Source organism: Mycolicibacter icosiumassiliensis, assembly GCF_900078685.2.
Lineage (GTDB): Bacteria > Actinomycetota > Actinomycetes > Mycobacteriales > Mycobacteriaceae > Mycobacterium > Mycobacterium icosiumassiliensis.
Map to the genome: position 1 here is coordinate 893,461 of NZ_LT546166.1, position 12,675 is coordinate 906,135.

13 protein-coding genes are annotated in these 12,675 nt (G+C 66.8%); 3 read left to right on the forward strand and 10 right to left on the reverse strand.

Annotated features, from left to right (window positions below):
• Positions 1–15: 15 nt before the first annotated feature.
• Together BN4346_RS27905 and BN4346_RS27910 are read right to left on the reverse strand one after the other, a co-directional pair.
• Positions 16–729: a hypothetical protein gene (locus BN4346_RS27905; protein WP_067968820.1), complete on the reverse strand. Its 714-nt coding sequence runs from the start codon at positions 727–729 to the stop codon at positions 16–18.
• Complete coding sequence (locus tag BN4346_RS27910) at positions 726–1,442, reverse strand: hypothetical protein (RefSeq protein WP_067968823.1); 717 nt, start codon at positions 1,440–1,442, stop codon at positions 726–728. The genes BN4346_RS27905 and BN4346_RS27910 overlap by 4 nt, the downstream gene beginning before the upstream one ends.
• 51 nt (positions 1,443–1,493) lie before the next feature.
• On the opposite strand from BN4346_RS27910, the gene BN4346_RS27915 reads away from it, so the two are divergent.
• On the forward strand, positions 1,494–3,548 hold the full coding sequence (locus BN4346_RS27915; RefSeq protein WP_067968826.1) for a M13 family metallopeptidase: 2,055 nt from the start codon (positions 1,494–1,496) through the stop codon (positions 3,546–3,548).
• 16 nt (positions 3,549–3,564) lie between these two features.
• Here BN4346_RS27915 and BN4346_RS27920 read toward each other — a convergent pair whose 3' ends face one another.
• From BN4346_RS27920 to BN4346_RS27935, 4 genes are all read right to left on the reverse strand, one after another.
• On the reverse strand, positions 3,565–4,440 hold the full coding sequence (locus BN4346_RS27920) for a L,D-transpeptidase (RefSeq protein WP_235653540.1): 876 nt from the start codon (positions 4,438–4,440) through the stop codon (positions 3,565–3,567).
• 191 nt (positions 4,441–4,631) lie between these two features.
• On the reverse strand, positions 4,632–5,843 hold the full coding sequence (locus BN4346_RS27925) for an MFS transporter (RefSeq protein WP_067968833.1): 1,212 nt from the start codon (positions 5,841–5,843) through the stop codon (positions 4,632–4,634).
• A 79-nt stretch (positions 5,844–5,922) separates the two neighbouring features.
• Positions 5,923–6,216, reverse strand: coding sequence for a copper-sensing transcriptional repressor RicR (ricR, locus tag BN4346_RS27930; protein ID WP_067968834.1), 294 nt, complete (start codon positions 6,214–6,216; stop codon positions 5,923–5,925).
• Positions 6,213–6,785, reverse strand: a complete 573-nt coding sequence (locus tag BN4346_RS27935) for a DUF305 domain-containing protein (RefSeq protein ID WP_078058465.1) — start codon at positions 6,783–6,785, stop codon at positions 6,213–6,215. The genes ricR and BN4346_RS27935 overlap by 4 nt, the downstream gene beginning before the upstream one ends.
• A 73-nt stretch (positions 6,786–6,858) precedes the next feature.
• On the opposite strand from BN4346_RS27935, the gene ilvD reads away from it, so the two are divergent.
• Entirely contained in the window at positions 6,859–8,583 is a 1,725-nt protein-coding gene (gene ilvD, locus BN4346_RS27940) for a dihydroxy-acid dehydratase (protein ID WP_096867463.1), read from the forward strand.
• Between the two features lie 14 nt (positions 8,584–8,597).
• Here ilvD and BN4346_RS27945 read toward each other — a convergent pair whose 3' ends face one another.
• The 3 genes from BN4346_RS27945 to BN4346_RS27955 are packed head-to-tail and all read right to left on the reverse strand — an operon-like array spanning position 8,598 to position 9,988.
• The gene (locus tag BN4346_RS27945) at positions 8,598–9,029 is read right to left on the reverse strand and encodes a TA system VapC family ribonuclease toxin (protein WP_067968836.1); all 432 of its coding nucleotides are present in this window, start codon (positions 9,027–9,029) and stop codon (positions 8,598–8,600) included.
• 7 nt (positions 9,030–9,036) lie between these two features.
• Positions 9,037–9,270, reverse strand: coding sequence for an antitoxin (locus BN4346_RS27950; RefSeq protein WP_067968837.1), 234 nt, complete (start codon positions 9,268–9,270; stop codon positions 9,037–9,039).
• A 58-nt stretch (positions 9,271–9,328) separates the two neighbouring features.
• A complete protein-coding gene (locus BN4346_RS27955) occupies positions 9,329–9,988 on the reverse strand; it encodes an O-methyltransferase (RefSeq protein WP_067968841.1) in 660 nt (219 codons plus the stop codon).
• A 116-nt stretch (positions 9,989–10,104) separates the two neighbouring features.
• On the opposite strand from BN4346_RS27955, the gene BN4346_RS27960 reads away from it, so the two are divergent.
• Positions 10,105–11,160 carry a hypothetical protein gene (locus tag BN4346_RS27960; protein ID WP_167666240.1) on the forward strand — a complete coding sequence of 352 codons (1,056 nt, stop codon included), beginning with the start codon at positions 10,105–10,107 and terminating at the stop codon, positions 11,158–11,160.
• Between the two features lie 29 nt (positions 11,161–11,189).
• Here the strand turns inward: BN4346_RS27960 and BN4346_RS27965 are convergent.
• Positions 11,190–12,675 (reverse strand): AMP-binding protein (locus BN4346_RS27965; RefSeq protein ID WP_096867464.1); only part of this gene is annotated, 1,486 nt, incomplete at its 5' end.

Consider the following 12,675-nt stretch of genomic DNA (forward strand, 5'->3'; position numbering starts at 1 on the left):
GCCCCGCCCGGTGCGTCAGCGAGCGTGGATCGGTGACATCTCCAGGACCATCCACTGACCGCCGCGCTTGGTCAGCGTCACCCGCACCGGCACCACCGACTGCTTGACCTGCTGGTTGGCGATGGTCTGGACGCTACGCATCACAACCGCGACCCGCGCGGCCGACGGCCCGAGCGCCTCGACACCGGCACTGAGCGTCTGCGCCTCGACGGCGATGTTGCGGTTGGCCATGTCGGTGGCGGTCCGGCCGATGCTCTCCCGGAATGCGTTGACCCGGTCCGGGACCATGTAGGTCGCAGCCTTCTCGATCGATGCGTCCGGGTTGGCCGGCGAGACCGTGGCCGCAGCTTCGGCCATGGCGACGGCGGTCTTGACCGCCTCACCCGAGTCGGCCTCCAGGTCGCGGTCGGGAACAGTCCAGCGCAGGTATCCGAGCACCGCCGCGGCCACCAGCGCCGCGGCGGTCAGGCCGACCACCCCGAAGCGCAGGCCGGGCCGCTCGTTGTCGGTGCCGACCGTGACCGCGTCGCGGCGCAGCAGCACGAAGTTGACCACCATGCCCTCAACGATCAGCAGCACCAGCACCGAGCACAGCGACACGTACCAGAGCGGCCAGTCGAGTGTCAGCCCGACCAGCACCAGGCCGCCGATCGCGGCCAGCGGCGCGACGATGTCGACGGCCAAGACCCGCCACAGCGACTGCGATTTCAGCAGTTCCAGCTTGCTCATCGAATGGACCTCAATCGGGAAATCATCATATTGCCGGCGACGTCGGTGACGTCCAGGTGCAAAGCCCAGTGCACGGTCTGCGGCCTGCCTCCGACGTTCTCGGCGATCGAGGTGGCGATCACCATCACCGGGTCGGTACGGCCGGGGTTCGACGGCTTGTCACTGCCGGTGGCCGCCGGCTCGTCAAGATCGTGTTGCTCCAGCTCGATGGCGACGGCTTCGATCCGGCCGCTGCTGCGCGACTGGATCCGCTGCACCACATCACGGTAAGGCGCCAAGGCCGCGTCGAACTCGCTGTTGAGCTCGCCAACGGTCTTGTCGCGCAGCCGCGCCATGCCTTTCTCGACGTTCTCGGCGTTCAAGTTGATCAGCACACTGGTCCAACTGGCGGCGGTCTGTAGGACTCGACTGCGGTAACCGCGCTCGTTGACGTCCTCACGGTGCTGGTACAAGGTGATCAGACTGAACACCAACGCGGCCACCGCGACCAGGCCCAGGGCCACCGATCCCCAGCCGTAGCCGGAGAGGCCACCGCCCGAGGCCGCCGGAGCCGGCTTGCTGTGGGCGGTCTTCTTGGCGGCTTTCTGCGGCTCTTTCCCGCTGGCCTCTTCTTCAGCGTCCTGGTCCGCGGTGCTCTCTAGTGTGACGTCGTCAAGCTCGGTGATTTCATGGTCCACCTCGGCGGAGACGTCGGGTTGCTGCTCGTCCGGCATGGCGGTGACGCTACAGGAGAGCTGCAGCGTTCGTCGTGGAAGGATGGGCTGGTGACCTCACCAGCCACCCGATCCGGCCTTGATCTCACCTATATCGATAGTGGCGTCCGTCCGCAGGACGACCTTTTCGGTCACGTCAACGGCCGCTGGCTCGTCGGCTACGAGATGCCACCGGACCGTGCCACCGACGGAGCCTTCCGTGCTTTATTCGACCGGGCCGAGGTCCAGGTCCGCGATCTGCTCACTGAGGCCGGCGATTCAGCGAGGCTCGACGCAGGAGAGGCGAAGCTGGGATCGCCGCATGAGCCGAGCGAGTCGGCCGCGGCGGGTGCGGATGCGGTCGATACCGATGAGCGCCGGATCGGCGACCTCTACGCCAGCTTCTTGGACGAGGAGGCCGTCCGTGAGCGCGGCGTGGCGCCGCTGCGCCAGGAGCTGTCCGCGATCGACGATGCCGGTGACCGCGAGGCCCTGGCGCGGGTGGTGGGCGCAGGTCAGCGCACCGGGGTGGGCGGCGGCGTCGGGCTCTATGTGGACACCGACTCAAAGGACTCGACCCGCTATCTGCTGCACCTGAACCAGTCCGGCATCGGGCTGCCCGACGAGTCCTACTACCGCGAGGAACAGCACGCCGAGATCCTGGCGGCCTACCCGGGCCACATCGCGGCGATGTTCGCTCTGGTCTACGGCGGAGAACCGGACGAGCACGCCGCGACCGCGGCACGCATCGTGGCGCTGGAGACCCGGTTGGCAAGCGCGCACTGGGACGTGGTGAAGCGCCGCGACGCCGAGCTGACCTACAACCTGCGCACCTTCGCCGGGCTGCCGGACGAAGCGCCTGGCTTCGATTGGGCCGGCTGGGTGAGCGCTCTCGGCGTGCGCCCCGACGCCGCCGACGAATTGGTGGTGCGCCAGCCCGACTTCCTGACAGCCTTCGCCGGGCTCTGGGAGAGCGCGGATTTCGCCGACTGGCAGGACTGGGCACGGTGGCGGGTTATTCATGCTCGCGCCGGACTTCTGACCGAGGAGTTGATCGCCGAGGACTTCGAGTTCTACGGGCGCCGGCTGTCGGGTACCGAGCAGATCCGGGACCGCTGGAAGCGCGGCGTGTCCGTGGTTGAGTCCCTGATGGGTGATGCCGTCGGAAAGCTTTACGTGGCAAAGCATTTCCCGCCGGACGCCAAGGCACGCATCGACGAGCTGGTAGCCAACCTGCGCGAGGCCTACCGGGCGAGCATCACCAACCTGGACTGGATGACCCCGGCTACCCGGGAGCGGGCATTGGCCAAGCTGGACAAATTCACCGCCAAGGTCGGCTATCCCGCACGGTGGCGGGACTACTCAGCGCTGGTCACCGACCCAGCCGACCTGTACGGCAACTACTTGCGCGGTTATGCGGTCAATTACGACCGCGAACTGGCCAAGTTAGGCCAGCCGGTGGACCGCGACGAATGGTTCATGACACCGCAGACCGTCAACGCCTACTACAACCCGGGTATGAACGAGATCGTCTTCCCCGCTGCGATCCTGCAACCGCCGTTCTTCGACCCCGACGCCGACGACGCGGCCAACTACGGCGGTATTGGTGCGGTGATCGGGCACGAGATCGGGCACGGTTTCGACGACCAGGGCGCCAAGTACGACGGCGACGGCAACTTGATCGACTGGTGGACCGACGACGACCGCGCCGAATTCGGTTCCCGCACCAAGGCGTTGATCGCCCAGTACGAGACCTACGTGCCGCGTGAACTCGATGGTGAGCGGCACGTGAACGGCGCGTTCACCGTCGGGGAGAACATCGGCGATCTCGGCGGGCTTTCCATTGCTCTGCTCGCCTACCAGTTGTCACTGGCCGGCGCGCAGGCTCCGGTGATCGACGGCTTGACCGGTGTCCAGCGCGTTTTCTTCGGCTGGGCACAGGTGTGGCGCACCAAATCCCGTGAGGCCGAGGCGATCCGGCGTTTGGCGGTGGATCCGCACTCACCGCCGGAGTTCCGCTGCAACGGGGTGATCCGCAACATGGACGCCTACTACGAGGCCTTCGGCGTCACCCCGGACGACGCGCTCTACCTGGAGCCCACTTCGCGGGTCCGGATCTGGAACTGAGCACCAGGAGCGTGCGCTACATCTGCCAGTCTTGGGAACCGTCGTTCTTGGTGTAGCTGCCGACGGAGTTCTTCACCACGACGGGATCGCCGCTGCCGAAGTTGTCGTAGAACCACTTGGCGTTGGCCGGGCTGAGGTTGATGCAGCCGTGGCTGACGTTGCGCTTGCCCTGATCGGCCACCGACCACGGCGCGCTGTGCACGAAGCCGCCGCTGTTGTCGATCCGGACCGCATCCTGCACGGTGAGCTTGTATCCCCAACTGGAGTTCACCGGAACGCCGTAGGTGGAGGAGTCCATCACCACTGTGGGGAACTTCTCCAGCACGTAGTAAGTGCCGTTGGGGGTCTCGTGTCCACCGGCGCTCATCCCCATCGACATCGGGAAGGTCTTCTCCACCTTGCCGTCTCGGGTGATGGTCATCTGGTGTGTCTTGTCATCGGCGGTGGCCACCAGGGAGTCGCCGATGCGGAAGCTCGACTTGGTGCCGCCGGCGTCGATGTTGACGACGGTGTGGGCAGGCCAGAAGTTCAGCGGACGCCACCGCACCTGGCTCGGGGTCATCCAGTAGAACTTGCCGGACACCGGCGGGTTCGAGGAGATGTGGATGGCCTGCTCGGCCATCGCCTTGTCGGCGATCGGCCGCTGGAAGTCGATGATGATCGGCTTGGCGACACCCACCATCGAGCCGTTGACGGGGTTGAAGGTGGGTGGCAGGAACGGCGGCGTGCCGGTGAACGGCTCCGGGTTCTGCCCGACAACCGGTCCGGAGGCGGCCGCCGGCACCGCACCGGGCTGCGCCGGGGCTGCAGGGTCTACCGGGCCGGCCGGAACGGCCTGCGGGTCCGGGCCGGGGGGAACGCCCTCGGGCGCGATCCAGCGGCGCTGAGCCACGCGCCGAATCGCGTGAGCTTCCAACCCGACATCTACCTACCTCCGGTCACGATCTCGATCCAGTGTCTCACAGGATGGTTGCCAGCTAACTGCTACGACGGACGAAATGCGGCGTCAGGAGCGGACTGAAGTGGCCTTTAGCAGCACTTTTACCTGTCGGCGAAGTGGCGAACGTTACCGCGCGAGACGCGTCAGGGAACGACGAACAGGCGCTTGCTGGCCGCGATGCCGACTGCGGCGACACCGACCAACGCTGCTGAGGCCGCCAACATGGCCGAGGTCCCGGCCCGCTCGAAGAGCAGCCCGCCGGCCAGCGAGCCGCCGGTGATGCCGACCTGAAAAGCCGTCACGTAGAGCCCCGACGCACCGTCGGGATCGTCGGGCGCGGTGCGCATCGCCGCCGACTGCAGCATCGGCGACACCGCCATCGCCATTGCCCCCCACAGCACGATCGCGGCCGCCCCCACCACCGCCGTGCCGGTGGTGTGACGCCCGCCGATGGACAGCGCCGCCAGGACCACGAACGCCGCGGACATCGCAGCCATGCAGCCACCGGTGACCAACTTGGGCCGGTGGTCCACCGGTCGCGCCAGCAGCGGCATCGCGATCAGCCCCGCGGCACCGAACGCGGCCAGCAGCCACGCCAGGCGAGCCCCCGGGACGCCGACCACGTCGCCAATGATCACCACGATGAAGGTGTAGGAGATGAAGTGCCCGGTGACGGCGATCAGCATCAGCGTGCTCACCGCCACCAGTCGCCCATTGCGGTGGTGATGGTTCCCGACCAGCGCCAGTTGGTCGGTGCTCAGCACCAGGGCCGGCAGCGCGACTCGCGCGGCCAAAGTGATGGCCGCCGCCGCCACCGTGATCACCACTACAGCCAGCCGCCAGCCCCACAGCAGACTCATGGCCGAGGTCAGCGGGATTCCGACCACCAGTGCGAGGCTGGTGCCGACATAGATCGCCGTCGTCGCGCGGCCCGAATGGCTGGGTGGCACCAGCCGGGTGGCGATGGGCGCCAGCACCGACCACATCAGGCCGTGCGTGACGGCGCACAGCGCCCGGCCACCAGCCAGCACCGCGAAGTTCGGCGCCAACGCCGAAATCACCTGCGAGGCGGTCAGGCAGACCAGGGTGAGCAACAGCACCCGGCGGCGCGGCCAGAATGCGGTCCAGCGCACCAGCGGAAGCGTCGTCGCTGCTGCGACCACCGCATACCAGGCCAGCAAGGTCCCGACCAGCGCCTCACTCACGCCCAGGCCGGCCGAGATCGCGGGCAGCGCGCCGACCGGCAGGATCTCGGCGGTGGCGTAGATGAAAGCCGCAGCGGACAGGATCGCCAATCGCGCCGTGGTCTGTGGCGTCCACGGCCTCAATCGGGTATTTCCGGTTTCAACAGTCATGTATTGGGGGCAGCGTCGAGTGGTGTGTGGCGCAAGGCGCTCCCGGTAACTGCTGGATCACATGGTAACGGCGACAGGGTCAGGAACGAACCAACCGCGCGATCGCGGCGGAGGCTTCGGTGAGTTTCGCCTCGGCCTCCGCGCCGCCGGCTGCGACGGCCCCGCTGACGCAGTGACCCAGGTGTTCATCAAGCAGGTTCAGCGCCACCGACCGCAGCGCACTGTTGACCGCGCTGATCTGGGTCAGGACATCGATGCAGTACTTGTCTTCCTCGATCATCTTGGCGATGCCGCGCACCTGACCCTCGATGCGGCGCAGCCGTTTGGCGTAGTTGTCTTTGCGCGGGGAGTACCCCGGAGCCTCGGTGGTCATGGTGCCCCCAACAGTCGGTTCATCTGATTGATCTCGGTTTGCTGAAACGGCAGGAGCGATTGCGCGATGCTGATCGCCTCCGGACTCTCGCCGTGTCCGATCTCGTTCTGCGCCATCGTGATCGCGCCGCGGTGGTGAGCGATCATGGTCTGCAACCACAGGGTGTCGAATGCCGGTCCGCGCAAATTGCGCAGCTTGTCCACGGTGGCCTTGTCCACCATGCCGGGAATGTCAGCGGCTTGGTCCCGGCCGGAATGACCGCCGGGGATCTCCCACTGCAACAGTTGCGCCTGGCATCCCTGCAGTTCGGTGCGCTGCTGGGTTGCACTTTGATCGGCGAACGCCACCAATGCCGGGTCGGCGCTTTGCACCGGCACCATGGCCGCCAGCTCCAAGGCCTGCTGGTGGTGGAGCACCATATCTTCCAGAAACCGCACGTCGACGGGGCTGCCGACGGTCATTCCCACCGCACTGGTCGACGCCTCGGGCACCGGGGTGGGCCCGTGATGGCACCCGCCGGCGGCCAGGCCGACAACTGCCGCGACGGCGGCGGTAAGAACCGATCTCATGCGCCCACTTTAGCGCATACCCCCGCGGGGTATTAATTCGTTTTGCCCGGTTCGGCCCTACCGGCATACTGAGCTGGTGAATTCTGGGAACACCAACACCGCTGGGGCGTCCGTCGACATCAAACCGCGCAGTCGTGACGTCACCGACGGCCTGGAGAAAACCGCCGCCCGCGGCATGTTGCGCGCCGTCGGCATGGGCGACGAGGACTTCGCCAAGCCCCAGATCGGCGTGGCCTCGTCGTGGAACGAGATCACCCCGTGCAACCTGTCGCTGGACCGGTTGGCCAAGGCCGCCAAAGAAGGCGTCCTGGAGGCCAGTGGTTACCCGCTGGAATTCGGCACTATCTCGGTCTCCGACGGCATCTCGATGGGCCATGAGGGGATGCACTTCTCGCTGGTCTCGCGCGAGGTCATCGCCGACAGTGTTGAGACCGTGATGTGCGCCGAGCGATTGGACGGCTCGGTGTTGCTGGCCGGTTGCGATAAATCGCTGCCCGGGATGCTGATGGCCGCGGCACGCCTCGACCTGGCCGCGGTCTTCCTCTATGCGGGATCGACTATGCCGGGCTACGCCCAACTATCCGACGGCACCGAGCGCGAGGTAACGATCATCGACGCGTTCGAGGCGGTCGGTGCCTGTTCGCGCGGGCTGATGTCGCAAGAGGACGTCGACATCATCGAACGCTCGATCTGTCCCGGCGAGGGCGCCTGCGGTGGCATGTACACCGCCAACACCATGGCCAGCGCGGCTGAGGCGCTGGGCATGTCACTGCCGGGCAGCGCCTCCCCGCCGGCGATCGATCGGCGCCGTGACGGGTATGCGCGCGCCAGCGGCCAGGCCGTGGTGGAGTTGCTGCGCCGCGGCATCACGGCCCGCGACATCTTGACCAAGGAGGCGTTCGAGAACGCGATCGCGGTGGTGATGGCGTTCGGTGGATCGACCAACGCGGTGCTGCACCTGCTGGCGATCGCCCGCGAGGCCGAGGTGGATCTGACCCTGGCCGACTTCTCTCGGGTGGGTGCCAAGGTGCCGCACCTGGCGGACGTCAAGCCGTTCGGGGCGCACGTCATGTACGACATCGACAAGATCGGCGGGGTGCCGGTCATGTTGAAGACCTTGCTGGAAGCCGGGCTACTGCACGGCGACTGCCTGACCGTCACCGGAAAGACCATGGCGGAGAACATCGCTGAGCTCAATCCCCCGGTCGTCGACGGCAAGGTGCTGCACGCACTGACCAACCCGATCCACCCGACCGGCGGCATCACCATCCTGCGCGGCTCGCTCGCCCCGGAGGGCGCTGTGGTGAAGTCCGCCGGCTTCGACAGCGACGTGTTCGAAGGCACCGCACGGGTTTTCGACGGCGAGCGGGCGGCGCTGGACGCGCTGGAAGACGGCACGATCAGTGCCGGCGACGCCGTGGTGATCCGCTACGAGGGCCCCAAGGGCGGCCCCGGGATGCGGGAGATGCTGGCGATCACCGGCGCCATCAAGGGCGCGGGTCTCGGTAAGGACGTCCTGCTGCTGACCGACGGCCGGTTCTCCGGCGGCACCACCGGCCTGTGCGTCGGCCACATCGCCCCCGAAGCGGTGGACGGCGGACCGGTGGCGTTCCTGCGCGACGGGGACAAGATCCGCCTCGACGTGGCCAACGCGACCCTGGACGTGGTGGCTGATCCGGAGGAATTCGCCGCCCGCGCCCAGGGTTTCACCCCGCCGCCGCCGCGCTACACCACCGGCGTGCTGGCCAAATACCGCAAGCTGGTGGGCTCCGCGGCTATCGGCGCCGTCTGCGGCTGAGGCTTCGCCTCGATTCACCGCCGGGTGGGATCCCATACGCGCGAGAATCCGAATTCATTGAAGTCCTTGATATTTCGTGTAGCGAACTCATCAATACCGTGGTGGCGCAGGGTCAGCGCCAGCCGGGCGTCGAAGAGTCGTCGACGCGCGATTCCAGGCGTAGCCGCCAACGCCCACACCTCGTTCATCACCGACGCGTTCTCGATCAGCGCCCACCGCCGATTGTGGCGGAACGCTTGACACATCGCGGCGGCAGCGGGAGCGTCGAGAGGCTCCTGCAGCACCGCGGGATTCCGAAGCAGCTGATACAACTCCATGAGCACGAGTTCACAAACCGCGACGTCGCTACGGCTGGCGCACTCACCCAGAAACGCCACCGCAGCATCATTCTCGGCACAATCCTGATTCGCCGCATACAGCAGTACGTTCGTATCGATCGACAGCACGGATTCTCTACATCTCGTTGGCGAGTTCACGCCACGCATCTTCGGAGGCACGAAATGTCCCGAGCCGCCGCGGCGCCGGCGGTTGCCACTGCCCGGATGCCGTGCCCTGTTCCGGATAGATCTGCACCATGTGCTCAAGCCCGCGACGAATCACTTCCGCGAGGGTCATTTCGTGGTCGCGGGCGATCCGTTTTGCGTCACGGTAGAGCTCGTCCGGGATTTGCACCTGAGTCCTACGCATACATCAAATCTACATCTACATTGGTTTGGCATCAATGCCCTCGCGCCCCGGGAACGCGCTAGCTCACCACGCCCAACGCGAAGCCATCCCAGCCCTTGACCCCGACCGTCTGAACCGTGGTGGCCTGCAACCGCGGATGCTGGCCCATCAGCTCCAGCAGGTCCCGGCTGCCGCGGGCCGTCGCGTCGTCGGCGCGCACATCCAGGATCGCGCCCTCACGGATCACGTTGTCCACCACAATGACCGAGCCGGGATGGCAGAGCTGCACCGCCCAGTTCAGGTAGCCGACGTTGTTCTCCTTGTCGGCGTCGATGAACACCAGGTCGAACGGCTCACCGGACAGCGTCGGCAGGGTGTCCAGCGCGGCCCCGACCAGAATCTGCACCCGGTCACCGACACCGGCACGGTCCAGGTTGGCCCGGGCGACGTCGGCGTGCTTGGGCTGGTACTCCAGTGTCACCACGGAGCCGTCGGGGCCGACGGCGCGCGCCAGCCAGATGGTGCTGTAGCCGCCCAGGGTGCCGATCTCCAGGACTCGCTTGGCTTGGGTGGCGGTGGCCAGCAGGTTCAAGAACTTGCCCTGTTGCGCCGAGACCGCGATGGTCGGTAGCCCGGCCTCATCACTGGCGGCCAGCGCCGCGTCCAGTGCCGGGTCTTCGCCGACGAACAGGTGATCCAGCAGGGTATCGACATCGCGGGGCGTGGGGGTTGCAGTCACTTCACCGAGGCTAGCCCGTGGTCGCGGATCCGGCACGGCCCTTTACGGGGGCGACCCGACCCCCGTCTATCCCTGCCTCGAACATCACGTTACACAGTTACTTCACTATATTAGTGATGTATCGTTGTTTTCTGAAGTACAATCACATGGTGTCATCCTCTGTTGACCGGCTTGTGAATGCTTTCCAGGCCGTGTACCCCGGAACAGTGCGTGCGCGTCCGGGGCCCGGACCGCACCGCGATGCGCTCGTCACACTGGACGACACCGCCACATTCCTCGTCCGGTGGTTGCCCACCGGCTGGCCACAGCACGTCGCGCAAGCCTTGGACGACACACCCCGGCCGGACATCCTGGTTGCGCCGCGGATGTCGCCAGGTGCCAGGAAGATGGCGCACGACGCCGGAGTGGGCTGGGTGGACGAGTCCGGTGCGGCTGCTATCTACTACCGCGACCCGAAGTCCGGGACGCTCATCGCCATCGACGTGAAGGGCACGCCACCGCTACCGCTCGACACCCGGCTCGGCTGGCGTCCGACCTCTCTGGCTGTCTGCGAAGCCCTGCTAGCCGGTGCCGCCGTCCCGACGGTGAATTCCGTTGTCGCCGCTACCGGTATCTCGATGGGAAGTGCCGCCGAGGCGTTGAAGTTCCTTGCGAAGGATGGCCACCTCACCAGCAATGCTGCCCGTGGCCCCCGGTCGGCTCGCGAGATCGTCGATCGAGATGCACTGCTTGTGGCCTATGCCGATGCCGCTGAGCGGTTGCGGTCACCGACCTCCCTGCGCGTAGGAGTTTTGTGGCGTCACCCAGTCGCGGACACGATTGACTTTGGTCGGATCATGGATAAGCACGCCATCCCGTGGGCGGCGACGGGCGCCCTCTCGGCGAGCGTGCTGGCCCCCGCGCAGACCGAAGTGTCACCTATGGAGATTTACGTCTCGGGCCGCACACCGAGCGATCTGGCCCGCGCAGCCTTCGCAGCAGGGCTGCGAGCAATCGACGGAGGCCGCTTGTTGTTGCGCCCCTTTCCGACACCCGCCGGCGACAGGCTGACCAACCTGGATGCTCACGGCTTCCGGTCGATGTTGTGGCCGCGCGTCTACGCGGATCTACGCACCGCAGGCGTGCGCGGAGAGGAAACCGCCGAGCACCTACGAGAGGTCATGATGAAGTAATCGACGACGAACCTCAGCGTTCCGACGCGTTATCTGCGGACCTTTGCGCTGTCGATGAGTGCGACGACGGTGGCTCGATGCGGTTCCCAGGCCGGTCCGATGGTGCGGGGTGCGTGCCAGGTGGCCCGTGAATCCAGCTCACCGTCGAGGTAACGCCAGCGGCATGCGTTGCGGTGCACGTCGCCGGCGGGGGTGGTGGGCAGCCGCATCTCATCAGCCAGGAGAATCGAATCCGCTTGAATGCCATGGTGTTCGAGCAGTGCAGACTGGATCATCGGCATCAACTTGTTGAGCTCGGGCTCACCGACCCGGCAGCTGACCTCCTGGACCACCACCAACCGCTCACCGTCATCGGTGAACACCGCACCGCGCCCCGACAGCAACGCCGCGTGACGCTGCTGCACCGTGGCCTCCAGGTCACCCGCGCGGAAGTTCACCCCCTTGACCGCCACCAGATCGACGCAACGCCCCAACACAAACAACTCCCCGCGACGGACAAACCCCCGATCCCCCGTCCGCACACACCACCCACCACCATCAGCGGCGAGATCCGCCCCAAAGCTCTGATCATCACTTGCCGGCACACCCCAATACCCTTGGGCGACAGCAGCACCACCGACCCAGATCTCCCCGATCTCATCGGGCCCACATTCACACCGCGTATCCGGATCCACAATCGCCACCGGCTGACGCGGGCGCCCACATCCGGCCACCGCCAGCGCGTCGGGATCATCGGGGCCGGTATCAAGCGCCCACCCCGACCGCATCCCAGCCCGATCGATGCAGCGCACCGCCGGAGAATCGCAACCTCCGGCCACCAACCAGGTGGCCTCCGCCACCTCGTACACCGGCCGCCACACCTCAGAGCGAAAACCCGCCGCGGTAAACGCCTCAGCAAACACACCCATCGAGGCCGCCAACGACGGACCGACACCGCCAATCACCGCAGAAGACACACTCGAGAAATCCAGGCCCGCAGGCTGCGCCGGGCTGCTGCGCTGCACACACCACCGATAGGCGGCCTCCGGGGCCAGCATCACCGTCGCCCGCCACCGCGACACCGCCTCCAGCCAGCACATCGGCCGCTGCACGCACGCCGCCGGCGCCATCAACACTGCCGAGCCCCCGGCATAGATGCTCGCCAACACCACACCGACCAATCCCATCGGCTGATGCACCGGCAACCACGACACCGCCAGCGCATGCGGATCACCCAGCCACGCCGCACCGATGCCCGCCAAACTGGCCATCAGGTTGGCGTGCGTCACCACCACCCCCCGAGGACAGCGCACCGAACCCGCCCAGTACCCGATCAACGCCACCGAATCGGCGTCCACCCCCGGCGCCACCCACTCCTGGGAATCACCGTCGCCGGCGTCGCACCACACCAACGGCTCCCCACCAGCACGCGCCACCAGCATCTGCACCGCCGAAACCACACTGGGCGGCAACGACCCCGGACCCACCGCGAATCTCGCCCCCACATCGGCGATCACTGCCGCCAGCCGCGGCCCC